Raw genomic sequence first — 23176 nt, forward strand, 5'->3', positions numbered from 1 at the left:
GGATCAGCCGTCCCGGAGCGCCGTCTTCGCCGCGCGGTAGCCGGACATACCGTGGACACCGCCACCCGGGGCCGTCGCCGACGAGCACAGGTACACGCCGGGTACCGGAGTCCGATGCGGCCGCGCCGACAGCACCGGTCGTGCCAACAGCTGCCGCAGATTGGCTGCGCCGCAATTGATGTCGCCTCCGACGCAGTTGGCGTTGTAGTCCTCGTAGCCGGACGCGGTCGTGACGATCCGACCCTCGATCGTGTCGGTGAAACCCGGTGCGCACCGTTCGATCTCGGCGACGATCCGGTCGGAGACGTCGCTCCCGCAGCCCGCGGGGACGTGGCAGTACGCCCATGCCAGGTGAGTTCCCGCCGGCGCACGCGAGGGATCGACCCGCGTGGGTTCGCCGCCGAGCACCCACGGTCGGTCGGGCACCCGGCCGGCCGCGACGTCGGCCTCCGCGCCGCTGATCTGCGCGCGGTCGCGCGCGATGTGAAAGGTAGCCGTCGACAACAATTCCTCGGCGCCCGCCCCCGACCAGGGAATCGGCTCGCGCAGCAGGAAGTCGACCTTGCAGACACCGCCGCCGTACTCGAAACGCTCGAGACGCCGGACATACCGGGACGGCAGCCGCTCCCCCATGATCTGCACCAGCGCGCGGGGCGAGACGTCGAAGAAGACCTGCCCGGCGGTCGGCAATTCGCGAGCCGAGCGCACTCGCCGGCCGGTCTCGATCCGCCCGCCGTTGCCGAGGATGATCGCGGCCAGCGCGTCGACGACGGACTGGGATCCGCCGGCGGCAACGGGCCAACCCGCCTCGGTCAGCGTTCCCAGCAGAAGTCCGGGGGCGGCCGAACCGAGCGCGTCCGAGGGCCGGATGGCGTGCGCGGCCACCGCCGCGAACGCGGTGCGCACCCGTTCGGTACGGAAAGCCCACCGGACCAACGCGTCGACGGGCATCAGGGCCTGCGGACCGAAACGCGCCATTCGCGGCAGATGCCGGGGAAACGCGGGCATCCGTAACGCGTCATGCGCCGCCCCGGTGCCGAGCGCGACCGTCCGACGCCACGCCCGGGCATCGTCGCCCAGCTCACTCGCCCGTCGCACCGGATCGCGGTACACGCCCAGGGCATCACCTCGCGAGAAGATGTGGGCGAAAGAGACTTCCGGCACCAGCCACTCGACCCGGTCCGCCAGGCCGAGTTCGGCGAACGCCGGCGACGCGTACCCGGTCGGATGGACGGCCGCGCAGACGTCGCGCCGAATTCCGGTTCCGAACGCCTCGTCAGTCCGCGAACCGCCGCCGATCGTGTCCTCCGATTCGATGACCAGCACCGATCGGCCCGCACGCGCCATCACCGCTCCCGCGGTCAATCCGTTCGGACCGGAACCGATCACGATCGCGTCCCATTCGTTACCCACCGTGCCCCGTTCACCGACCCAGAACCGTCAGACTCACAAGCTAGATTGAGTCCATGGTTTTCGCGAGCATCCAGCGTCTGATCCGGGCCCGCCTACTCATGGTGACGGTCTCGGCTCTCGCGGTCCTCGCGGCACTGCTCTTCACCGGGGCCGGCAGCGCTCGGGCTCAGGCGCCGCTGCGCATGGCCGATCAGGTGGTCGACACCGCCGGCGTCTTCAGTGAGGCCGACCACGACAAGATCGCCTCCGCGATCGACGCTCTCTATAACGACCACAAGATCCAGATGTGGGTGGTCTACGTCGACTCCTTCGACGGCATGAAGGCGGCCGACTGGGCCCGCCAGACCGAAGACCTCAGTGATTTCGGCGACCGCGACGTACTGCTGGCGGTGGCCACCGGGGACCGCGGCTACCGGCTCACCGCGCCGGCCGCGATCGACGGTCTCACCCAGGACGAGATCAACAGCATCGCCACCGACACGTTGGTCCCGGATCTGAAGCGGGGACGGTGGGCGGCGTCGGCGCTCGACACCGTCGACGAGATCGACGCGGCGGCGGCCGGCGATGAGTCCCACGCCGGAGCGATCGCCGCGGGGGTGGTCGGCGGCGCGGCCGTGATCGCGGGCGGCGGCTTCCTCTACCTCCGCAGGCGGCGACGCCGGGCTCACGCCGCGCACGTGGACGATCTGCGTGAAGCCGGCGACTCGTTGACCGTCGACCAGTTGTCCGAGCAGCCCCTCGAAGTACTCCATGCATGGTCGCGGGAGGTGCTCACCGACACCGACAATGCCGTCAAGACCAGCGCCGACGAACTCGTCCTCGCGATCGACGAGTTCGGTGAGGCGGACGCCGCGCCGTTCACCGCGGCGCTCGGCGCCGCCCAGCGCGCGCTGGCGTCGTCGTTCGCGCTCCGTCAGAGATTGGACGATCACATCCCGGAGACCGCCGACGAGCAGCGGTCGATGCTGGTTCAGATCATCACCTCGTGCTCGGACGCGGATGCGCTGCTGGACGAGCAGGTGGAGAAATTCGACGCCATGCGCAACCTGCTGATCAACGCCGCGGAACGGCTCGACGAGCTGACACGGCGGATCGTGGAGACCACGGCCCGCCTGCCCCGATCCGAAGCCACCCTGGCCGAGCTGACCGAGCGGCACGGCGGAACCGTGGTCTCCTCGATCAGCCAGAACGTCGCCCTGGCGCGTGAGCAACTCCGGTTCGCCGAGGACAGCACCGATCAGGGCCGCGAGGCGATCGCCCTGCCCGCCGGACAGCAAGGACCCGTCGTGGCCGACATCCGGTCGGCCGAGGGAGCGCTGGAGACCGCCGCCAAACTGCTCGACGCGATCGACTCGGCCGACGCGACCCTGGCCCGCGCTCGTCACGGCCTGTCGCCGCTGACGGCCGATGTCACGGCCGCGGTGGCGCAGGCCGAGGGACTGCCGGCTCCCCCACCCGATCTCACGGCTGCGATCGGGAAGGCGAAGGCGGCGCTCGCCACCGCGGACTCGGAGGCCGACACCGACCCGCTGGGCGCCTTCGCTGCCCTCTCGGAGGCCGACGCGGATCTCGATGCCGCACTGGCCGCCGCACATCGGACCGTCGACGAGACGTCGCGGCGCACCCAGCTGATAACCAATGCGCTCGAGACGGCCGAAGCCAAGACGCAGGCCGCGGCCGACTTCATCGAGACCCGGCGCGGTGCCGTCGGCTCCGTCGCCCGGACCCGCCTGTCGAGGGCGCAGCAACTCGGCGCCGAAGCGGTTCGGCTCTCCGACACCGACCCCGACCGGGCTCTGGAGCAGGCGCGGCAGGCGTCCCGGAACGCCGACGAGGCGCTGATGGCGGCACAGAACGACGTCGTCGCCTGGCAGGACCAGCAACGGGCTGCCGGCGCGGCCGACCGGACCGGTCCTCCGATCGCCGGTGCCGTCCTCACCGGCATCCTCGTCGACAGCGTTCTGCGCGGCACGATGCGTCCGGGATCGTTCGGCGGCTACAGCTCCGGCGGACGCAGTCCCGGTTCCTACGGCGGGTCGTCGAGTTCGGGCCGCATCGGGACCGGCGGTCGCTTCTGACCGGCGTCGGTCCGTCTCACTCCGGTGGTCGAGGTATCCCGGACGTGTGACGTTCCCCATTTTCCTGACGTGAACTCCCTGTTCACAGGGCGATCGATGGCTCCGCGGTCCTTTATTTAGGCTTACGAAGTATTAGGCTTACGAAGTATGACCGATGAGAACGCCCCCGACCTCGCCTCAGGACTGCGGCACACGGTGACGCGGTTGTACCTGACCCTGCGACGCAACTCGCCCATCAGTGAGCTCAGCGCCGCCCAGGCCTCGGGACTGGCCTCGCTCGAGGACTACGGCCCGATGAGGATGGGCGAGTTCGCCGAACGCGAATCGATCCGGATGCCGACCGCGACCGCACTGATCGACGGCCTGCACCGGGGCGGATACGTATCCCGCGAACCCGATCCCGACGACCGCCGGGCAGTGATCATCGCAGCCACCGACACCGGCTCCGAGATCGTCAGCGACATCCGGACCCGTCGAGACGACAGTGTCACGCGCGCACTGCAGACCCTGTCCGACGATCACCGCGCAGCCCTGGCAGCCGCCCTGCCCGCCCTGCGTGAACTGCAGACTCGAATGGAGCTTTCATGAGCACTGACTCCCACTCCCTCACCGCGGCCTTCAAAGGGCAACCGCGGACCGTCTGGGTGACCGCGTTCGCCGCGGTCATCGCGTTCATGGGGATCGGCCTCGTCGACCCCATCCTCAACACCATCCGCGAGGCGCTCGGCGCGCCCGAGACCAAGCTCACGCTGCTGTTCGGCGTCTACATGGGCGTCCAGGTGGTGGCCATGCTGCTGACCGGATGGTCGGCGTACCGGTTCGGCCCCAAGCGGACCCTGACCACCGGACTGGTGTGCATCGTCATCGCGGCCGGCCTGTCGACCTTCGCCGGAAACATCGACCAACTCATCGCCCTGCGCGTCATCTGGGGTCTGGGCAACGCACTGTTCATCGCCACCGCGCTCGCCTTCATCGTCGGACAGGCCACAGGCGGCCAGCAGGGAGCGATCCTGCTGTACGAGGCCGCACTGGGAGCGGGACTGGCCGTCGGTCCGCTGCTCGGCGCCGTCCTCGGCGAGTGGACGTGGCGCGCACCGTTCGCCGGCACCGCACTGCTCATGCTCGCGGGCGCCGTCCTGTGCGCCGTCATGCTCCCCGCCGACGGACCTCGTGAACAGCGGCAACCAGTCAAACTACTCGATCCGATCAAGGCGCTGAAGAACCGCAGCCTGCTCATCAACTCGATCGGCTCGGCCTTCTACACCGGCGCACTGTTCACCGTCATCGCCTGGGCACCGATCGCGATGGGCCTGCGCCCCATCTACGCCGGAATGGTCTTCTTCGGATGGGGTCTGCTGACCGCGCTCTCCGGCGTCTTCGTCGGGCCGCGCATCGCCTCGGCCATCGGTGCTCGCGGCGGCGTCCTCTCCGCCATCGGCGCCTACCTGGTGACGATGGTGCTCGCCGCGATCGGCGTCGTCGATCATCACGTGTGGCTGATCGGTCTGGCCGTGGTGCTCTCGGGCATTCCCTCCGGTGTGCTGAACACGCTGTTCACCGGCGTCGCGATGTCGGCCGCCGACGACTCCACCCCGCGGTCGGTGGCCAGCGCCGGATACAGCTTCCTGCGCTGGATGGGCGCCGCCGCCTCTGCGGTGATGGTCGCCTACCTCGCCGAGTGGTTCGGCATGGCCGCCCCGTTCTGGTTCGCCGCAGGCTACTGCGCGGTGGCCGTGGCCGCCCTGGTGCTCGCGGGAGGCAGCAAGCCCGACGAGCACACGGTGGACCCGGAGGCCGTCCTGGTCGGCGCCGAGGAGTACTGAGCCGAGAGACGTCATGCAGAGCCGGCATTCAATAGGATCGACGGTATGCCTACCGCTTTGATCACCGGTGCCAGTCGTGGGGTCGGTGCGCAGATCGCGAAAGCGCTCGCACCGACCCACGACTTGATTCTGGGCGGCCGCGGGTCGGCCGAACTCGACCGTGTAGCAACGGAATTGGACGGCGCCGTGACTCTTCCGGTGGACCTCACCGATTACGCCGCCCTGGAAACCGCTCTGGAGACCGTCGCCCGTCTCGATGTGCTCATTCACAGCGCGGGAGTCGCGAGCAGCCTCGAGGCCGTCGCCGACACGCCCGTCGAGGAATGGCGGCAGGTGATGGATGTCAACGTGATCGCGGCCGCCGAGGTCACTCGACTGCTGCTCCCGGCGTTGCGGGCCGCCGACGGGCACGTCGTCTTCCTCAACTCCGGCGCGGGAATGAACGTGCGGGCCAATTGGACGCCCTATGCCGCAAGCAAATTCGCGCTCCGGGCCCTGGCCGACGGGCTGCGCGCCGAAGAACCCGCACTCCGGGTCACGTCCATCTTCCCCGGACGCATAGACACCGATATGCAGCGCGACATCGTCGCCTTCGAGGGCGCCGAGTACGACCCGTCGAAGTACCTGCGCGCGGAGACCGTCGCCGCGGCGGTGGCGTCAGCGGTGAACGCACCGGCCGACGCCCACCCCACCGAAGTGGTGCTCCGGCCGCGCGGCTCACGCAACCGATAGCGGGCGTCGGCCGACCGTCCGACCTACAGCTGCTTGAGGTCCGACTGCTCCCACACGGCCCGCATGCCGGCGATCTTGCCGTCGTCGTCGAAGACCATGATGTCGACCGGGGTGATCTCGAACTTCATCCCCGCGGTGCCGGTCACGAGCGTGAACTCGAAGACCGCGGTGTCGCCGGCGATCTTGGTCCACTTCAGCGTCGCTTCGCGGCTCTCGAGGCCGGTGATGATGCTGTAGAACTCGACGAGCTCGTCACGCGTGCTGCGCACGGGTGCGCCGATCGGGTCCTCCACCGTCGCGCCGTCGGCGTACAGGTTCACGATGTCCTCCGCCGACCCCGAGTTGAGGCCGTCGATGTAGGCCTCGACGGTGGCCGCGATCTTGTCGGAAAGTCCGGTTTCCTGCTGCTCAGCAGTCATTTCCACTCCCTGAATTGAAACATGTTCTAGTGGGAAGGCTAACAGGAGCGCCCCACTGGCGCGAGGGTCCGCGAAAGATTGCCGCGACCGCGTCCGCGAGCCCCGATTCCGGTCCGCTGGCATGATCGACTGCCATGACCGTCGCCCGTTCGCTCATTCTGTTCGCGCTAGCGGCCGTCGCCGAGATCGGCGGGGCCTGGCTCGTATGGCAGGGCGTGCGCGAACACCGCGGTTGGCTGTGGATCGGTGCCGGAGTCGCCGCACTCGGCGTGTACGGATTCGTCGCCACATTGCAGCCCGACGCCGAGTTCGGCCGCATCCTCGCAGCCTACGGCGGCGTCTTCATCGCGGGCTCCCTGCTGTGGGGGATGGTTGCCGACGGCTACCGGCCCGACCGCTGGGACGTCATCGGCGCGCTCATCTGTCTCGTGGGCGTCGCCGTGATCATGTACATGCCGCGCGCGGTGGACGGTTAGCCCCGGGCACAGCCGGAACAGGTCTACTTCAGCTCGGCACTGGTCTTTCCGAGCACCCGACGGGCGATGATCAGCTGCTGAATCTGCTGTGTGCCCTCGAAGATGTCGAGGATCTTGGAGTCGCGAGCCCACTTCTCGAGCAGTTCGGTCTCGGAGAACGCGGCCGTGGCACCGATCTCGACGGCCTTGTTGGTGAGTTCGGTGACGGTGCGGCCGGCCTTCGCCTTCGACATCGACGCCTCGGTGGAGTTGGGCTGCTTGTTGTCGGCCATCCACGCCGCGCGCAGCGTGAGCATCCACGACGACTCCCAGTCGGACTCGAGCCGGATGAACTCGGCGACGGCAGCGTGCTGAGCGGCGACCGGACGGTCGTAGTCGACCTGGTGACCGGACTCTTCGAGCATCCGGCGCAACTCCTCGAGAGCGGCCCGCCCGAGGCCGACGGCCATCGCGGCCACCACCGGCCTGGTGTTGTCGAACGTCTGCATGACGCCACCGAAACCCGTCTTCACCTGGATCTCCGGCGTGCCGAGCAGGTTCTCGGCCGGCACTCGAACGTCCTCGAACCGGACCACCGCGGTATCGGATGACTTGATGCCGAGCTTGTGCTCGAGCCGCGCGACGGTGACGCCGTCGGCGTTCATCGGCACCACGAAGCTCTTGATGGCGGCGCGGCCGACGCTCTTGTCGAGCGTCGCCCACACCACGACGTGGTCGGCGCGGCTTCCGGCGGTCACGAAGATCTTCTCGCCGTTGATCACGTACTCGTCGCCGTCCAGGACGGCGGTGGTGGAGACGGCGGCCGAATCCGATCCGAAGCCCGGCTCGGTGATGGCCATGGCGGCCCAGACATCGGCGAAACGCTCGAGCTGCTCGTCGTTCGCCACCGCGGCGATCGCCGCGTTTCCGAGGCCCTGGTACGGAATCGACAGCATCAGACCGACGTCGCCCCAACCGAGTTCGCGGGCGTTGAGCACTGACCGGAGGTTGGCGCCGTTGACGGTCTCCTCCGCGGACTCGTCCGCCTTGTCGGCGTCCTTATCGCCCCCGCGGGCCTGTTTGGCGATCTTCCCGAGCTCGTCGAGTTCGACGGGGTACTCGTGCTCGGCCTTGTCGTACTTGCGGGAGATCGGCCGGAAGATGTGCTCGGCAGCGAGACGGGCGCGCTCGACCGTGGAGTTCAGCTTCTCCGGGAGCTCAAGGTTGATAGCCATGGCGCTACCTTACTACTGAGTAAGTTCGTTGCCAAGCGTCTGCAGGCTCCCCGTTTCGGCACAATCGTGAAATGGTCCGATTCACGGCGAATCCCGTGCGTGCACTCGCCGGGACCGATCCCGGCCGTACCCGGCTGCTCAACGCGAGCGGGGTAGCGGTGGCTGTGCTGATCAGCACCGGGTGCGCCTGGCTGATCGTGAACGCGACCCACGCGGACGGCGGCTACCTGGCGGTCGGAGCGTTTCTCGCGATGCAAGCGGGTCTGAGCGTGCGCGACGCCACCGCGCCGGCCCGGGTCGTCACCACGGCCCTGTTGGTGATTCCCGTGGTCGGCGGCCTCGCCGGCACCACATTGCTCGCACACAACAGGTACGTCGAGATCGCCGCCTTCGTCATGATCGGCGGCGTCGCCACCTGGATGCGACGCTTCGGTCCGCGCTGGTCGGCGGTGGGAATGATCGCGTTCTTCTCCAGCTTCTTCGCGTTGTTCCTGCGGCCGACGGTCGACGATCTCGGCCCGCTGCTGCTCATCGGCGTCGGCGCTGTGGCGGCGAGTCTGATCGTCAAGTCGACCATACTGCTGCACGCACCAGACCGGTCGCTGCGACTGCTGATGCGCCAGTTCCGCGGCGCCGGGGACGCGGCCGTGCGCGCGGCGGAAGGCTCCGTCGGCCGGCCCCGCGCGACACTGCAGGCCCGGCTCGACCGCCTCGGCGACGTCGCCATGGCGATCACCGACTGGCAGAGCCGATACGACACCGCCGCCCGCACCGGATTGACAGCACACGAACTGGCCCGGTTGGTCTTCGACGCCCGCACCGATCTTGTGCAGGCATGTCTGCATCTGGCGCAGGTCCCAGAGCCGAACGCCGACCGGGAACTGACCGCACTGCTGGACGCCATGCATCGCGTGCTGGACACGGACCTGCCGGCGTCCGAGCGGTCGGCCGCGTCCGCCCGCGCGCGCCGGACGCTGGAGGCCGTCGATCCCGACGTCCCCGGGCGATTCGCGGTCGCGCTCCTCGCCCGCGCGGTCGAATCGCAGATCGCTCTGCGCGAGGCGCTCGAGTCACCGCATCCGGCGGCGACTGCCGAACCCGACACGGACGTCTCGAGCGACGAGCCGACGGACGCCGAACCGGCGGTCGCGCGCGATGCCGAGATCGCTGAGGCTCCAGACGCCGGAGGCGGTACGCATCGTTTCTGGCACGAGTGGACTCCGACCACGCGGATGGCCGTGCAGGTGATGCTCGCGGCCACCCTCGCCACCGTCGCCGGCGAGGCCATCTCGGCGTCACGCTGGTACTGGTCGGTGCTGACGGCGTTTCTGGTGTTCGTGGGCGTCAACACCCGTGCCGCGATCCTGACCAGGGCCTATCGCCGAGTGATCGGCACCGTCTGCGGAGTCTTCGTCGGCTTCGGCTTCGGCATCGCGATCGACGGCGCGGAGTTGCCCCTCATGCTGCTGTGCGCGGTCAGCGTCTTCTGCATGGTGTACCTCGGGCCCCTCAATTACGCGGTGATGGCCTTCTTCGTCACCGTCCTGCTGTCGTCCATGTACGGCCTTCTGGGGATCCTCAACCGGCACATCCTCGAACTGCGGCTCGAGGAGACCCTCACCGGAGCGGTGATCGGCGTCGCGTGCGCCTTCCTGATCTTCTCCAGCAGTTCCCGTCCCGAGCTGATCACCCGCATCCGCGCATACTTCGCCTCGCTCGAGGAGGTCCTCACCCGATCCGGCGACGTCCTCATCGGCCACGGGCCGACCACGGCGGTGCTCGACGCGGCGCATCGGCTCGACACCGATCACCGCGAACTGGAGACCTTCGTCTCGTCGATGGCGGTCTCATTCGCAGGCGGTCAACGCCGCACCCTCCGTCGATCGGCCACCGCGCTGCTCAAGAACGCCGGTGTTCACGCCGACCGGCTGGCCCAGGAATCGGTGATCCTCGGAAAGGAGGGCGGTACCGCGGCCTTCCACGGCGACGCCGCCGACGCGGTGCGGCGCGGCATCGACGCAGTGGTCGCCCAGTCGGACGCCGCATGCCGCTCGTTGCTGCACCGCAGACGCGACAATCCGGCCAAGAGCGAGGCGTCCGAGACCTTCGACGCCGTCCGTCGGGTTCCGTGCCGACCGCACACCCCGCAGTATCGGGCCATGCTGGCGCTGTCGAATCTGAGCATCACCATGGCGAACATCGAACGACTGCGGGAGCGCGACTGACGCCTCGGCCGCATCATCGGGTCGCGGCTTTTGCCACGAATCGGCGACTGCGCGATCATCGGTGACCATGACACTGTTTCCGCCCGTCGCCACCGAGCCGCCCGCGTCCCTGGTGACCCGCGGCCGATACAACTTCGGCACCTACGACGGCCCGATCGCCGACATCAACCCGCTCGACGCCGCCGGCTCCGGTCCGCTCGCCGGCACCCGGCGCGCCGTGCGCAACCTCGGGTTGAAGGAGTGGGAGGCCTTTCAACTGGGGGACGACGACCTCTTCGTCCTGGGTGCGGTCTACAACGCGAAGACCCTCGGTCTGCTCCAGGTCCTGGTGGTGGACAAGCACGCGGCGACCATCCGGCGCTGGGAGACCAAACTCCCGTCGCCGCTGCTGACGGTCGCGCGCGGACTCGACGGCACCGTCTCCGAGGGGGAGTTCGCGGGACTGGAGATCGAGATCGGCAACCAGCTCCCCGGCGGCCGGGTCACCGTCGACGCGACGCACCGCGGCACCGCGCTGACACCCGAACTCGACCTGCACATCACGGGCGACTGCGAGCCCGGTGCGGCCGGTCATCTGGTGATCGTGCATCCCTTCGACGAGAACCGGGCCCTGTACTCGCACAAGGCGATGATGCCCGCGTCGGGCTCGCTGCTGATCGGCGGAGCCGACGTGGGTCTCGCCGCCGGTCGCGGCTTCCTGATCCTCGACGACCACCACGGCGACTACCCCCGGCCGATGAAGTACGACTGGGTCACCGGTGTCCGGCGCACGCCCGCCGGCGTGGTCGAGGGCTTCAACCTCACCGACAATCAGGTCCACAATCCGGGTGTCTACAACGAGAACGCCATCTGGATCGGCGATCAGGTGCACCGCCTGCCCGCGGTCACCGTCGACCGCCCCGACGGCCCATGGGGCACCTGGTACATCCGCGACTCGGGGGGCGCGGTGGACGTGACGTTCACACCCACCGTGCAGTCGACGATGCACGTCGGACCACGCAAGATCCTCGCCGAATACTACGCGCCGTACGGGTGGTACGAGGGCACCATCCACGCGCAGCATGCGACGCTGAGGGTCGACGGCATGTTCGGCGTGGGGGAGTCCAAGCGCATCTCGGTGTGACCGTCGAGCGCGGTCAGGGAACCACGTTCACCATCTTGCCGGGCACATAGATCACCTTGCGCGGCTCGCCGTCGAGCAGCGCGGCGATCTTCGGGTCGGCCAGCGCGGCGCCGACGACCGTCGGCTCGTCGGCGTCCGCGGCCACCTGGATACGGCTGCGGACCTTGCCCTTGACCTGCACCGGGATCTCGATGCTCTCCTCCACCAGCCACTGCTCGTCGACCTCGGGGAAGGGTCCCCGCGCCAGCGAACCGTCGTGGCCCAAGCGGCTCCACAGTTCCTCGGCGAGATGGGGAGCGAGGGGAGCGAGCATCAGGACCAGCGACTCCACCGTCTCCCGCGGCGCGCCGCCGGGGTAGTTCTTGGTGAGGAAGTTGGTCAGCTCGATCAGCTTCGCACCGGCGGTGTTGGTCCGTAGGTTCGCGAAGTCGTCGCGCACGCCCTCGATCGTCCGGTGCAGCGCCTTGTTGGCCTCGTCGGACGGCGCCTCGTCGACGACGCGGACTCCGCCGGTCTCCTCGTCCACCACCAGGCGCCAGACGCGCTGCAGGAAGCGCTGCGCACCGACCACGTCCTTGGTGGCCCACGGGCGCGACTGGTCCAGCGGGCCCATCGACATCTCGTAGACGCGCAGGGTGTCGGCGCCGTAGTCACGGCAGATGTCGTCGGGAGCGACGGAGTTCTTGAGCGACTTGCCCATCTTCCCGTACTCCTGCGTGACCTCCTGGCCCTGGTAGAAGTACTTGCCGTCCCGCTCGGAGACCTCCTCCGCCGGAACGTAGACGCCGCGCGAATCGGTGTACGCGTAGGCCTGGATCATGCCCTGGTTGAACAGCCGGCGGTAGGGCTCGCTGCTGGTGACGTAGCCGAGGTCGAACAGGACCTTGTGCCAGAAGCGCGAGTACAGCAGGTGCAGGACCGCGTGCTCGACGCCGCCGATGTACAGGTCGAGGCCGCCGGGATCGTCCGGCCCGTGGATCGCCGGTCGCGGACCCATCCAGTACGCCTCGTTCTCCTTGGCGCACAGGGTCTCGTCGTTGGTCGGGTCGATGTAGCGCAGCTGGTACCACGAGCTGCCCGCCCACTGCGGCATCACGTTGGTGTCGCGGGTGTACGTCTGCAGACCGTTGCCGAGATCGAGTTCCACGGTGACCCAGTCGGTGGCCTTGGCCAGCGGGGGAGACGGCTCGCTGTCCGCGTCGTCGGGATCGAAGGAGACGGGCTGGTAGTCGGCCACCTCAGGCAGCGCGATCGGCAGCATCGACTCGGGCAGCGCGTGCGGGGCGCCCTGGGCGTCGTACACGATCGGGAAGGGCTCGCCCCAGTACCGCTGCCGGGCGAACAGCCAGTCGCGCAGTTTGTACTGCACGGTGCCGGTGCCGGTGCCGTCGGTCTCCAGCCGTTCGATCATCGCGGCCTTGGCCTCGTCCACACCGAGCCCGTCGAGGAAGCCTGAGTTGATCAGCGGACCGTCGCCGGTGAACGCCGACTCCTCGATGCCCTGCTCCGACCCGATCACCTCGAGCAGCGGCAGCCCGAAGGTGCGCGCGAACTCGTAGTCGCGGGTGTCGTGCGCCGGAACGGCCATGATGGCGCCGGTTCCGTACCCGATGAGCACGTAGTCGGCGATGAAGACCGGCACCGGACGACCGTTGACGGGGTTGGTCGCGAACGCACCGGTGAAGACGCCGGTCTTCTCCTTGTTCTCCTGACGCTCCAGATCGCTCTTGGCGGCGATCGACGCGCGGTAGGCCGCGACGGCCTCGGCGGGCGTTGCCGCGCCGCCGGTCCATCGCTCGTCCACCTCGTCGGGCCACTGGTCGGCGACGATCTCGTCGACCAGCTCGTGTTCGGGCGCCAGGACCATGTAGCTGGCACCGAAGAGGGTGTCGGGCCGCGTGGTGAACACCTCGATCGAGGCGTCCGTCCCCGGGACCGGGAACTGAACCTGCGCACCGCGCGAGCGGCCGATCCAGTTCCGCTGCATCGTCTTGACCTTCTCCGGCCAGTCCAGCAGCTCGAGATCGTCGAGCAGGCGGTCGGAGTATGCGGTGATCCGCATCATCCACTGACGCAGGTTCTTCCGGAACACCGGGAAGTTGCCGCGTTCGCTGCGACCGTCGGCGGTGACCTCTTCGTTCGCCAGCACCGTGCCCAGGCCGGGGCACCAGTTCACCAATGAGTCACTGAGGTACACCAGGCGGTACTCGTCGAGCACCTCGCGACGCTCGGCGGCGCTGAGCGCCACCCAGTCGCGTCCGTCCTCGAGCTCGCGCGAACCGTTCTCGAACTCCTCGATCAGCTCCGAGATGCGACGCGCCTTCTTCGCCTCCGGATCGAACCAGGAGTTGTAGATCTGCAGGAAGATCCACTGCGTCCACCGGTAGAAGTCGATGTCGGTGGTGGCGACGCGGCGGCGCTCGTCGTGCCCGAGACCGAGGCGGCGGATCTGCTGCAGGTACCGCTCGATGTTCGCCTCGGTGGTGGTGCGCGGATGAGTGCCCGTCTGGACGGCGTACTGCTCGGCCGGCAGGCCGAACGAGTCGAAGCCCATGGTGTGCAGGACGTTCTTGCCGGTCATCCGCTGGTAGCGGGCGAAGACGTCGCTGGCGATGAAGCCGAGCGGATGGCCGACGTGCAGACCGGCGCCCGACGGGTACGGGAACATGTCCTGAACGAACAGCTTGTCCTCGGCATCGGGGGAGTCGCCGGAGAAGTGCGAGAAGTCGCCCGCCAGCGGGCCGACCGGGTTCGGGGCGGCGAAGGTCTGGTTCCGCGTCCAGAACTCCTGCCAGCGCGCCTCGATCTCGCCGGCGGTCTGCGCGGTGTACCGGTGGGCGGCGCTGTCGGCCGGACGATTCGTCGAATCAGCAGAAGTCACCCGACCAGCGTAAATCCTCGCGTCCCGGTGCCCAAAAGCGACCAGTGCCCACCGCGAGGTGAACCCGCTGCGGCCCGCTCGCCGTTATCCATTTCGCCCGGACGACGAGCCCGTCGTACAGTGACCGTGTGTCTATCGCGTCCACCGTCGTCTCAGTTCTCGCGCTGGTGCTTGCGGCCGGATGGCTCGGAGTCGGCGTCGCCGGCCTGACCGGTGCGCTCCGCCGCAACCGCTGGCTCGGTGTGCGTTCTCCGGAGACGCTGCGGTCGGAGGAGACCTTCGCCGTCGCCAACAAGGTCGCGGCGCCCGGCTTCCTCGGGGCCGCTCTGATCCTCGCCGTCACCGGCGGTCTCGGACTCGCCTTCGGCGGCTGGGGCCTGCTGTTCGCGGTGTTCGGCATCGTGGTCGCGGTCGGGGTGATCTCGGCGGTCGGGGGCATGGCCATCCAGGCCGCGCAGAGCGTGCCGGTGCCCGACGCGGGCGGGTGCGGCTGCTGTTCCGGCGCCGCCGATACGACGGCGGGAGGCTGCTCGGAGACCGCGGGCGACGACGACGCGGCGGCCGCGGACTGCGGCGAATCGAGCTGCGGTACGTGCGCACTGAGCGGCATGTGCCTGTCGGAGGACAACCCGCACAACGCCGGGTAGCTCGATGCGCAGACTTCTCGATCGTTCCCCGATCGACGGTTTCGTCCTGTCGATACTGCTCGCGGTGGTCGTCGCCGCGGTCTTCCCGGCGCGGGGCGCCTTCGCCGACGTCATGGACTGGGTCGTGACCATTCTGATCGGACTGCTGTTCTTCCTCTACGGCGCCCGGTTGCATCCGCGGGAGGCCCTCGACGGTCTCACCCACTGGCGGCTTCACCTGACGATTCTGAGCTTCACCTTCGTCCTGTTCCCGATCATCGGGCTCGTTCTGCTGCCCGCGCTGACACCGGTCATCGGCGATCAGCTCGCACACGGCGTGCTGTACCTGACCCTGGTGCCTTCGACCGTGCAGTCGTCGATCGCCTTCACCTCCATCGCCCGGGGCAACGTCGCCGGCGCGATCGTGAGCGCCTCGGCGTCCAACCTCCTCGGCGTCTTCGTGACGCCGCTGCTGGTGGTACTGCTGATGAGTTCGGAGGCCGGCGTCCACATCACCGCGGCGTCGGTCACCAAGATCGTGCTCGAGATCCTGGTCCCCTTCATCGCCGGTCAGCTGTGCCGGCCGTTGGTGGCCGGATTCCTGACGAAATACGCGGCACCGACGAAGTACGTGGACCGCAGTTCCATCGTGGTGGTGGTCTACGTCGCCTTCAGCGAGGGCGTGGTCTCGGGGATGTGGTCGATCGTGAGCGTCTGGGACGTGATCGCGGTCTGCCTGCTGTCGCTGGTGTTCGTGATCGCCATGCTGGCTCTGACCGGCTGGTTGCCCAAACGTCTCGGCTTCTCCCGTGAGGACACGATCGCGATCCAGTTCTGCGGGACCAAGAAGTCACTGGCGACGGGACTTCCGCTCGCATCGGTGATGTTCGCCGGAAGCGCCGTCGGCTTCATCGTGCTGCCGCTGATGATCTTCCATCAGATCCAGCTGATCCTGTGCTCGATGCTGGCCAGCCGTTACGAGAAGCAGGCACTGGCGGTCACCGAGGCCTGAGGCGGCGTGTCCCGGAACCGGCGTCGCCGCCGGTGCGTCCAATCGGTATGGACACCGCCATCGAGTACTACTTCGGCACCGGACACGCACCGCCGACGCACTGGTGGACCGCGCCCGACCTCGACCTCGACGGTGACGGCCGGCTCGATGCCGTCGCTCTCGACTTCGACGGCGACGGTCGTAGCGACGATGCGATGTGGGATACCGACGGAGACGGCGTCGCCGATCTGGCAGCCCTCGATCTGGACGACGACGGCGTCCGCGAGAGCTTCTACGCCGACGGCGGCGGGGGGCTGTGGGAGACGGCCGCGGACCCGCCGCCCGATACCGGCGCCGTCTCCGCCCGGCCTCCCGCCGAGACACCGCTCGACACCGACGGCGACGGCAGACCCGACACCGTCCTGCTCGACGGCGACGGCGACGGTTTCGCCGATGCCTACCGGCGCGTCGGCTACCGGGCCACCGGCTCCGACAGCAGTACGGGCGGAGCCGATCCCTCGGCCCGCTGACCGGACCGCCAGACGCCGGCGGCGGCGACGGCGTACAGCGCCGCACCCGCGAAGATCAGCTGCACACTGAAGCCGGTGGGCGGAATGACGAGTGCGGCCACGAAGATCGCCGCCACGAAGGCCGTGTTGAACAGCGCGTCCTGCACCGCGAACACCTGCCCGCGATAAGAGTCGTCGATGTCGCATTGCATCGCGACGTCGCCGCAGAGCTTGATCGTCTGTCCGGCGAGACCGACCAGCAGCGCCGCGATCAGCACCGGGACCGGACGGACCGAGAGCAGCATCAGTTCCGCGAACGCCCCGATCAGCAGGGCCCAGACCACTGTGCCCCGACGCCCGGCGCGCCGGACCGACACCGGCGTCGTCCCGGCCGCGATCAGCGCTCCGACAGCGACGAAGGCGCCGATCATGGCGATGGCCCGAACGTCGGCGCCGAGAGCGTCTCCGAGTTCGGTGTTCCGCACCAGCATGAGGAACATCAGCGTGTTCAGCCCGAACACCAGCCGGTGCGTCCCGATCGCGCTCAGCACGATGGCGACACTCGGCGTGCGCACCACGGCGCCGAGTCCGTGCGAGAGCCCCCGGACCACCGAATACGCCGCCGTGTGACCGACTCCGTCCGGATGGTCCGGTCCCAATTGACGAACCGCGAACCTGGTGGCCAGCAGCGCCGAGCACACGGCGAAGACCGCTCCCGCGAGCAGGGTGGCGCCCGAACCGCCGTTGTCGGCCCCGAAGATCATCCGCAGCACCCCGGAGACACCCGCTCCGGCCGCGAGCATCGCGGCGCCCACCGTCGTGAACACCGCATTCGTCTCCACGATCAGTTGCGGCGGCGCCACGTGCGGCAGGCTCGCCGACAGGCCCGACGCCACCAGCCGGCTGCAACCGGTCACCAGCAGCGCCGACAGCAGGACGACGGGTTCGGCGGTGTCGGTGCTCATGGTGATCGCCACCACGACCACAGCCGCGGCCCGCAGCAGGTTGACGAAGACGAGCACGCGTCGACGATCCCAGTGGTCGAGCAGGGCGCCGGCGAAGGGACCGAGGAGCGAGTAGGGGAGCAGCAGTACGGCGAAGCCGCCGGCGATCGCCATCGGATCGGTGTGCCTGTCGGGGTTGAAGAGGATCGAGAAGGCCAGCGCGGCTTGGAAAGCGCCGTCGCTCAGCTGGCTCAGCAGACGGACCGCGAACAGCCGGAACAGCCCCGGGGCATGCGTTACCGACTGCAAACTCTTCACCAGTCGAGTTTACGGCTCATCTTGAGCCGGGGTGGCGGCGTCACCGGGCGCTGAGTGTCATTATTGAGGTGTGTCCGGCGCCGACTATCTGACCGATCAACCCGAGGTGAGTGCGGGAAGCCTGCTGATAGCGTCCACCGCTCTCACCGGGCCGACGTTCGCCCGCACGGTGATCTACGTGATCGAACACGATGAGCAGGGCACTCTCGGCGTGGTTCTGAACAGGATGTCGGACGCCGCGGTGTACAACGTGCTGCCCGCGTGGACCGAGCTCGCCGCCAGTCCTCGCGCGGTCTTCGTCGGCGGTCCCGTGGCGACCTCGTCGGCGCTCTGCCTCGGAGTCGCGAAGACCGGCGTCGACGTCACCAAGCAGCCGCGTCTGCACCAGGTGCTCGGTCCGGTGGCGATGGTCGACCTCGACGCCGATCCGGACGAACTGGCACAGGTGCTCACCGGCGTCCGGATCTTCGCCGGCTACGCAGGCTGGGATGCCGGTCAGCTCGACGAGGAACTGGCGGAGGGCAGCTGGATCGTCGCCCAGGGCCTGCCCACCGATCTGCTGGCCGAACCCTCCGTCGACGTATGGCAGCGAGTGCTCGCCCGGCAGCCGTGGCCCCTGCCACTGCTGTCCACCTACCCTCGCCATCCCGAGGAGAACTAGGGCAGGTCGCCGGTCACCGCTTCGCCACCGGAACGACCATCATGTCCTCGCCGACGGTGACCCGGCCGTCGTATCCGCGTTGGGCTTCCTCGGTCCATACCTTGGGGTCGATCGTGCGTCCCCCGGTTTCTTCGATGTGTGACAGGACCAGAGACGGCACGTTCGCCTTTTGGGCGATGGGACCGACTTCGTTCACGAAAACGTGAGACTTGCGGTGGTGATCGATCACGTCCTCGGTGAGCCCGGCATCCGGCGGGATGCGGAGTGCCTCGTGGACGAGAACGTCCGACGAGTTCGCCAGCCTGATGAGGTTCTCCGAGTGTCGAGTGTCGCCGGAGAACGTGACGGCGCCGTGGTCGGTGTCGAATCGGAAGGCGAAAGAGGGAAACACCGGGCCGTGTGGAACGAGCGTGGCCGTCACCTTGACCCGATCGTCTTCCATCACGGTGAACGGTGCCATGTCGGGGGCAGTGTTGTCCCACCGCGCACCGGTTGCCGCCGGGATGGCGATCTCGTGGATGTCCGGGATGTCGCGGGGGTCACGGAAACCCGCATCGCGCATGAGGACGTTGCCGTTGTATGCGAAGGCCTCGTGGAGCCTGTCTGTCATCTCGCGGGTTCCGGGCGTCGGACTCTGCGGGGCGACAGTGGTCACCCGCCGGCCACCCAGCGCTTCCGGAAGCCCTCCGGCGGATCCGGGTCCGTAGACCGGGATACCGGTCGGGACGACGTCTCCGTTCTTCTCGCCGGTGGTACCGGCCATCATGAAGTAGTTGTAGTAGTCGGCGACATGGTCGGCGTGCAGATGGGTCAGGAAGACTCCCGCCATTTCCCGGTAGTGCAGTCCGGACCTCTTGTACTGCGTCACCGAGCTGCGACCGCAGTCGATCAGGTAGGTCTTCCCGTCCACCACCAGGGCCGTCGAGATGCCCACTCGCTCGGTCGCCGGCGGCGGTCCGGCCTTCGTGCCGAGCGGAACGAGCGTCAACTTCGACTGCTGCAGATCGGGTGGCATCGCCGTCGGCGTCAGCGAACTGGCCACCGGTTGGGTCGATCCGCATGCGGCGACCAGACCGGCCCCGGTAAGCGCCGCCCCGCCTGCGAGCGCGGCGCGGAGGAAGTTCCGGCGGCCGAGATTCGACGAAGCCTTCTCGGCCACAGGCCGGCTAACGTGCTCGTGATGTGAACCGCAATTCATTGCGGATTCCTTTCGATCAGTGGCGAAGAGAGACGGCGTGAGTCACAGCGGCGTCCGTGCGTCGCGGGCGTGCTGTGCCGGGCGGACGAGGAGGGCCTCGACGCCGTACTGCCGCCCATATGATGTGTACCCGGTCACAATTAGAATAGTCAATAGACTTTCTAAAGTTTCCGATGTTTTCGATGTTGTGGCGCGGTTCCGCATCACCGCTGAGCCGGGTGACCCACCGCCGAGTTCCGATCGTCAGCCATGTCTTAGCCGCCGCTGCCCCGACGGCGTTCGGCCCGGCCGGCCCGGACGCGGCGGAAAATGAGGAATCCGAACGCCGCGACACCGACGGCGACACCCACGATCAATGCGACCTCGGCGCCCAGAGTGGCGCCCACGCCGTACGAGACCAGCAGCACGGTCATCGTCCAGCTGATTCCGCCGATCGCGGAAGCGAGAGCGAACCGGGTGTATCTCATCCGCCGGGACCCCGCGAGCAGTGGCGTCACACTCCGGACGTATCCCACCCAGCGCGCCGAGGCGATCGCCAGGACCGCGTCGCCCGACTCGGGCGCCCGATAGCCGGAGGCGATCGCGCGGCGGACCACCTTGCGGCCGAGCCGCGTCCGGGCCAGCCGCGGGCCGGTGACCACGCCCACCGCGTAGCCGGTCGAGTCGCCGGCGATGGCCGCCACGGCGCAGACCGCGATCAGCACACCGATGACGGGCTTGCCGACGGCCGCCACCACGCCCGCGGCGATGAGCACTGCCTCGCTCGGGGCCACCAGTCCCACCACCGCGACCGCCGTCTCGAGATAGACGACCCCGCCCGCGATGAGGTAGACCGCCCATGCCGGGGCGGAGTCGACGAGATCGGTCAGCCGATCGGTCAATGTGTGCATATCCGCGCTTTTCGGGGCGAGACCGCGCGTGACGAGCGGCCGAATGGTCCGGCGGCTCAGTACCCCATGGTCCGGATGGCGTTGGCGAGCTGATCCAGCTGTTCCGGGCGCACATCGAGGTGAGGGCTGATCCGCAGCAGCGAATCTTCACCGGCGAGGGGCGCGCGCCAGGAATCCGCCGCCGTGACCAGAAGCCCGATCTCCCGCAGTCGGTCGCGCGCGGCCTGCACGTCGGCCGGTCGCCATCCGGGCGGCGGCGCCAGGGTCACCAGTGCCGAAGGCTCGTCGACCGGCTCCATGACCTCCCAACTGCCGATCCCGTGCAGTCGTTCGCGCGCGATCCGTCCGATACCGGCCAACTCGGTGTACACACGCTGCTGTCCGATGTCGAGGAACTCGGCGACCGCCGTCGAGAGTGCCAGCTGACCGGCGATGAACGATTCCGACGGCAGCAGTCGCACGTCGATGCGCGAGTCGGGCCGGATGGCGATGAATCCGACGCCCCGGGGTCCGGTGAGCCACTTGCGCGAGGTGCCGTAGACCACATCCGCGCCGGTCACGGTGGGCACATGCCCCACCGACTGCGCCATGTCGACGATCACCGGAACGCCCGCGTTGTGCGCCACCTCGACGATCTTCGCCACCGGCTGCACCAGTCCGCTCGCCGAACCGATGTGGCAGACATGGATGAAGTCGGGCTGCTCGAACTGCAGCATGTTCTCCAGCGAGTCGACGTCGACGTGCCCGTACACGTCGCCCTCGGGCATGGTGCGGACCGCGAAGTCGCGGCGTTCGAACTCCAGCAGGTTGGGACCGAACTCATTCTTCGCGACCCATACCGTGGGGGAGAGCGGGAGCGCCATGGTGTTGAGCAGCGCCCGCAGCGCCGACCGCGCGCTGTCTCGGAAGACGATCTCCTCGGCGCGATGGCCGATCAGCGAGCCCAGTGCGCGGCGGCCGGCTTCAAGGGCCTCTGCGCGTTCGTCGGCGGCGATGTAGGAACCGTTCCTGGCCTCGCGGATCAGGTGTTCGTGCAGAGTCGTGATGACCGCGTTCGACGAACGCCCGGCCGAGGCTGCGTCGAGATGCCCGATCGAGGGTTCCACTCTCGCTGCATGCCACTGTTCACCGAGTTCGCTGCAGTACATGCCTTGAATCTACCCTGTGGCTCCGGGCCCGATCAGTCGCCGTTGCGGTCCGCCCACCATGCGCGCAGAGCCGCCTCGGCGTCCTCGCGGCTCATCGGCCCGCTGTCGAGCCGAAGCTCCTTCAGGTACCGCCAGGCCTCACCGACCACCGGGCCGGGCGGGAGACCGAGCAGCTGCATGATCGCGTTGCCGTCGAGGTCCGGTCGGACCCGATCGAGGTCCTCGGCCTCCCGCAGCACGGCGATGCGGTGCTCGAGATCGTCGTACGTCTCCTGCAGACGCCGGGCACGGCGCTTGTTGCGGGTGGTGCAGTCGGCGCGCACCAGCTTGTGGAGCCGGTCGAGGAGCGGACCGGCGTCGTTGACGTACCGGCGAACCGCCGAATCGGTCCACTTGCCGTCGCCGTAGCCGTGGAAGCGCAGGTGCAGGAAGACCAGTTGCGAGACGTCGTCGACGACCGCCTTCGGGTACTTGAGCGCCCGCATCCGCTTGCGGACCATCTTGGCGCCGACCACCTCGTGGTGGTGGAAGCTGACGCCGCCGCCCTCCTCGTGCCTGCGGGTGGCGGGCTTGCCGATGTCGTGCAGCAGCGCGGCCCAGCGCAGAACCGGGTCGGGGTCGCCGGTCTCGAGGTCGATCGCCTGCTTGAGCACCGTGAGCGAATGCTGGTAGACGTCCTTGTGCTGGTGATGCTCGTCGATGGTGAGCTTCATCCCCGGGATCTCGGGAATGATCAACTCGGCCAGACCCGTGTCCACCAGCAGGTCGACGGCCTCGATCGGATGCTCGCCGCAGATCATCTTGTCGAGTTCCACCCGGATCCGCTCGGCGGTGATCCGCTCGATCTGCCCGGCCATCTCACCGATGGCGCGGCGCACGCGGTCGGAGAGCCGGAAGCCCAGCTGTGAGACGAAACGCACGCCGCGCAGCATTCGGAGGGGATCGTCATTGAACGACGACTCCGGCGCGGCCGGGGTGTCGATGACGCCGGCGAGCAGATCCGCCATGCCGTCGAGCGGATCACAGAACTCCTGACCGCCCCCCGGGAGCAGCCGGACCGCCATCGCGTTGATGCGGAAGTCCCGGCGGACCAGATCGCCTTCGAGCGTGTCGCCGAAGGTCACGACGGGGTTCCGGCTCTGCTGGTCGTAGATGTCGGAGCGGAAGGTGGTGATCTCCACCGTCTCGCCCCCGCGCGCGGCGCTGACCGTGCCGAACTCGATGCCGGTGTCCCATACCGCGTCCCCCCAGGTCGAGAGGATCTCGGCGATCGTCTCGGGCCGGGCGTCGGTGGTGAAGTCGAGATCGCCCGCCAGTCGGCCGAGGACGGCGTCGCGCACCGAGCCGCCGACGAGGTACAGCTCGTGCCCGCGCTCGGCGAACCGGTCCGCCAGCGGAGTCAGGACGTCGCCGAGAGAGTTCAAGGTCACCGCCGCCGACGCCAGCAGTCGCGTACGCCGTTCGGAGCGCTCGGCGGCGCTCATCTGTCCACGTGGCGCTGTGTCGG

Annotated in this window: 20 protein-coding genes; 11 read left to right on the forward strand and 9 right to left on the reverse strand. The window is 68.5% G+C overall.

Annotation, left to right across the window (positions count from 1 at the left end; all coding sequences use genetic code 11):
• Positions 1-3: 3 nt before the first annotated feature.
• Complete coding sequence (locus GSI01S_RS11485) at positions 4-1413, reverse strand: phytoene desaturase family protein (RefSeq protein ID WP_006896728.1); 1410 nt, start codon at positions 1411-1413, stop codon at positions 4-6.
• A 53-nt stretch (positions 1414-1466) separates the two neighbouring features.
• Here GSI01S_RS11485 and GSI01S_RS11490 point away from each other — a divergent pair, with 53 nt between their 5' ends.
• The 4 genes from GSI01S_RS11490 (at position 1467) to GSI01S_RS11505 (ending at position 6046) form a co-directional block, all read left to right on the forward strand.
• Positions 1467-3491, forward strand: coding sequence for a TPM domain-containing protein (locus tag GSI01S_RS11490; RefSeq protein WP_006896729.1), 2025 nt, complete (start codon positions 1467-1469; stop codon positions 3489-3491).
• 147 nt (positions 3492-3638) lie between these two features.
• Positions 3639-4079, forward strand: a complete 441-nt coding sequence (locus GSI01S_RS11495) for a MarR family winged helix-turn-helix transcriptional regulator (RefSeq protein ID WP_006896730.1) — start codon at positions 3639-3641, stop codon at positions 4077-4079.
• Positions 4076-5314 carry an MFS transporter gene (locus GSI01S_RS11500; RefSeq protein WP_006896731.1) on the forward strand — a complete coding sequence of 413 codons (1239 nt, stop codon included), beginning with the start codon at positions 4076-4078 and terminating at the stop codon, positions 5312-5314. The genes GSI01S_RS11495 and GSI01S_RS11500 overlap by 4 nt, the downstream gene beginning before the upstream one ends.
• Before the next feature lie 45 nt (positions 5315-5359).
• Positions 5360-6046 (forward strand): SDR family oxidoreductase, encoded by a 687-nt coding sequence (locus GSI01S_RS11505; protein ID WP_006896732.1) that lies wholly within the window; start codon positions 5360-5362, stop codon positions 6044-6046.
• A 23-nt stretch (positions 6047-6069) separates the two neighbouring features.
• On the opposite strand, the gene GSI01S_RS11510 is transcribed toward GSI01S_RS11505, so the two are convergent.
• Entirely contained in the window at positions 6070-6465 is a 396-nt protein-coding gene (locus GSI01S_RS11510) for a nuclear transport factor 2 family protein (RefSeq protein ID WP_006896733.1), read from the reverse strand.
• 134 nt (positions 6466-6599) lie between these two features.
• On the opposite strand from GSI01S_RS11510, the gene GSI01S_RS11515 reads away from it, so the two are divergent.
• Positions 6600-6941 (forward strand): YnfA family protein, encoded by a 342-nt coding sequence (locus GSI01S_RS11515; RefSeq protein WP_006896734.1) that lies wholly within the window; start codon positions 6600-6602, stop codon positions 6939-6941.
• A 23-nt stretch (positions 6942-6964) separates the two neighbouring features.
• On the opposite strand, the gene GSI01S_RS11520 is transcribed toward GSI01S_RS11515, so the two are convergent.
• Positions 6965-8155 (reverse strand): acyl-CoA dehydrogenase family protein, encoded by a 1191-nt coding sequence (locus GSI01S_RS11520; protein WP_006896735.1) that lies wholly within the window; start codon positions 8153-8155, stop codon positions 6965-6967.
• Between the two features lie 71 nt (positions 8156-8226).
• Here GSI01S_RS11520 and GSI01S_RS11525 point away from each other — a divergent pair, with 71 nt between their 5' ends.
• Together GSI01S_RS11525 and GSI01S_RS11530 are read left to right on the forward strand one after the other, a co-directional pair.
• The gene (locus GSI01S_RS11525; RefSeq protein WP_006896736.1) at positions 8227-10380 is read left to right on the forward strand and encodes an FUSC family protein; all 2154 of its coding nucleotides are present in this window, start codon (positions 8227-8229) and stop codon (positions 10378-10380) included.
• A gap of 67 nt (positions 10381-10447) precedes the next feature.
• A complete protein-coding gene (locus GSI01S_RS11530) occupies positions 10448-11503 on the forward strand; it encodes a DUF2804 family protein (RefSeq protein ID WP_006896737.1) in 1056 nt (351 codons plus the stop codon).
• A gap of 13 nt (positions 11504-11516) precedes the next feature.
• Here GSI01S_RS11530 and leuS read toward each other — a convergent pair whose 3' ends face one another.
• On the reverse strand, positions 11517-14384 hold the full coding sequence (gene leuS, locus GSI01S_RS11535) for a leucine--tRNA ligase (RefSeq protein WP_006896738.1): 2868 nt from the start codon (positions 14382-14384) through the stop codon (positions 11517-11519).
• Positions 14385-14512: 128 nt separating this feature from the next.
• Between leuS and GSI01S_RS11540 the strand changes: the two genes are divergently transcribed.
• From GSI01S_RS11540 to GSI01S_RS11550, 3 genes are read left to right on the forward strand one after another with little or no spacing between them, the layout of a single operon-like run.
• Positions 14513-15031, forward strand: a complete 519-nt coding sequence (locus GSI01S_RS11540; RefSeq protein ID WP_006896739.1) for an SdpI family protein — start codon at positions 14513-14515, stop codon at positions 15029-15031.
• Positions 15032-15035: 4 nt separating this feature from the next.
• On the forward strand, positions 15036-16022 hold the full coding sequence (locus GSI01S_RS11545; RefSeq protein ID WP_006896740.1) for a bile acid:sodium symporter family protein: 987 nt from the start codon (positions 15036-15038) through the stop codon (positions 16020-16022).
• Positions 16023-16069: 47 nt separating this feature from the next.
• Positions 16070-16531 carry a hypothetical protein gene (locus GSI01S_RS11550; RefSeq protein ID WP_006896741.1) on the forward strand — a complete coding sequence of 154 codons (462 nt, stop codon included), beginning with the start codon at positions 16070-16072 and terminating at the stop codon, positions 16529-16531.
• Here the strand turns inward: GSI01S_RS11550 and GSI01S_RS11555 are convergent.
• Positions 16474-17772 (reverse strand): MFS transporter, encoded by a 1299-nt coding sequence (locus GSI01S_RS11555; RefSeq protein ID WP_101841505.1) that lies wholly within the window; start codon positions 17770-17772, stop codon positions 16474-16476. The two genes, GSI01S_RS11550 and GSI01S_RS11555, sit on opposite strands and share 58 nt — an antisense overlap.
• A 70-nt stretch (positions 17773-17842) precedes the next feature.
• On the opposite strand from GSI01S_RS11555, the gene GSI01S_RS11560 reads away from it, so the two are divergent.
• The gene (locus GSI01S_RS11560) at positions 17843-18433 is read left to right on the forward strand and encodes a YqgE/AlgH family protein (protein ID WP_006896743.1); all 591 of its coding nucleotides are present in this window, start codon (positions 17843-17845) and stop codon (positions 18431-18433) included.
• A 13-nt stretch (positions 18434-18446) separates the two neighbouring features.
• Here the strand turns inward: GSI01S_RS11560 and GSI01S_RS11565 are convergent, their stop codons facing one another.
• From GSI01S_RS11565 to GSI01S_RS11580, 4 genes are all read right to left on the reverse strand, one after another.
• Positions 18447-19592: an MBL fold metallo-hydrolase gene (locus GSI01S_RS11565; protein WP_039867563.1), complete on the reverse strand. Its 1146-nt coding sequence runs from the start codon at positions 19590-19592 to the stop codon at positions 18447-18449.
• A gap of 293 nt (positions 19593-19885) precedes the next feature.
• Positions 19886-20521: a DedA family protein gene (locus tag GSI01S_RS11570; protein WP_006896745.1), complete on the reverse strand. Its 636-nt coding sequence runs from the start codon at positions 20519-20521 to the stop codon at positions 19886-19888.
• A 56-nt stretch (positions 20522-20577) separates the two neighbouring features.
• Positions 20578-21669 (reverse strand): aminotransferase class V-fold PLP-dependent enzyme, encoded by a 1092-nt coding sequence (locus GSI01S_RS11575; protein WP_006896746.1) that lies wholly within the window; start codon positions 21667-21669, stop codon positions 20578-20580.
• A 32-nt stretch (positions 21670-21701) separates the two neighbouring features.
• Entirely contained in the window at positions 21702-23153 is a 1452-nt protein-coding gene (locus GSI01S_RS11580) for a CCA tRNA nucleotidyltransferase (RefSeq protein ID WP_006896747.1), read from the reverse strand.
• Between the last annotated feature and the right edge of the window lie 23 nt (positions 23154-23176).

This window comes from Gordonia sihwensis NBRC 108236 (assembly GCF_000333035.1).
Lineage (GTDB): Bacteria > Actinomycetota > Actinomycetes > Mycobacteriales > Mycobacteriaceae > Gordonia > Gordonia sihwensis.

Bases quoted from the DNA above. Each gene is read 5' to 3' on its own strand.
- GSI01S_RS11490 (WP_006896729.1), top strand. From the start codon at position 1,467: ATGGTTTTCGCGAGCATCCAGCGTCTGATCCGGGCCCGCCTACTCATG.
- GSI01S_RS11495 (WP_006896730.1), top strand. From the start codon at position 3,639: ATGACCGATGAGAACGCCCCCGACCTCGCCTCAGGACTGCGGCACACG.
- GSI01S_RS11500 (WP_006896731.1), top strand. From the start codon at position 4,076: ATGAGCACTGACTCCCACTCCCTCACCGCGGCCTTCAAAGGGCAACCG.
- GSI01S_RS11505 (WP_006896732.1), top strand. From the start codon at position 5,360: ATGCCTACCGCTTTGATCACCGGTGCCAGTCGTGGGGTCGGTGCGCAG.
- GSI01S_RS11510 (WP_006896733.1), bottom strand. From the start codon at position 6,465: ATGACTGCTGAGCAGCAGGAAACCGGACTTTCCGACAAGATCGCGGCC.
- GSI01S_RS11515 (WP_006896734.1), top strand. From the start codon at position 6,600: ATGACCGTCGCCCGTTCGCTCATTCTGTTCGCGCTAGCGGCCGTCGCC.
- GSI01S_RS11520 (WP_006896735.1), bottom strand. From the start codon at position 8,155: ATGGCTATCAACCTTGAGCTCCCGGAGAAGCTGAACTCCACGGTCGAG.
- GSI01S_RS11525 (WP_006896736.1), top strand. From the start codon at position 8,227: ATGGTCCGATTCACGGCGAATCCCGTGCGTGCACTCGCCGGGACCGAT.
- GSI01S_RS11530 (WP_006896737.1), top strand. From the start codon at position 10,448: ATGACACTGTTTCCGCCCGTCGCCACCGAGCCGCCCGCGTCCCTGGTG.
- GSI01S_RS11545 (WP_006896740.1), top strand. From the start codon at position 15,036: ATGCGCAGACTTCTCGATCGTTCCCCGATCGACGGTTTCGTCCTGTCG.
- GSI01S_RS11550 (WP_006896741.1), top strand. From the start codon at position 16,070: ATGGACACCGCCATCGAGTACTACTTCGGCACCGGACACGCACCGCCG.
- GSI01S_RS11570 (WP_006896745.1), bottom strand. From the start codon at position 20,521: ATGCACACATTGACCGATCGGCTGACCGATCTCGTCGACTCCGCCCCG.
- GSI01S_RS11575 (WP_006896746.1), bottom strand. From the start codon at position 21,669: ATGTACTGCAGCGAACTCGGTGAACAGTGGCATGCAGCGAGAGTGGAA.
- GSI01S_RS11580 (WP_006896747.1), bottom strand. From the start codon at position 23,153: ATGAGCGCCGCCGAGCGCTCCGAACGGCGTACGCGACTGCTGGCGTCG.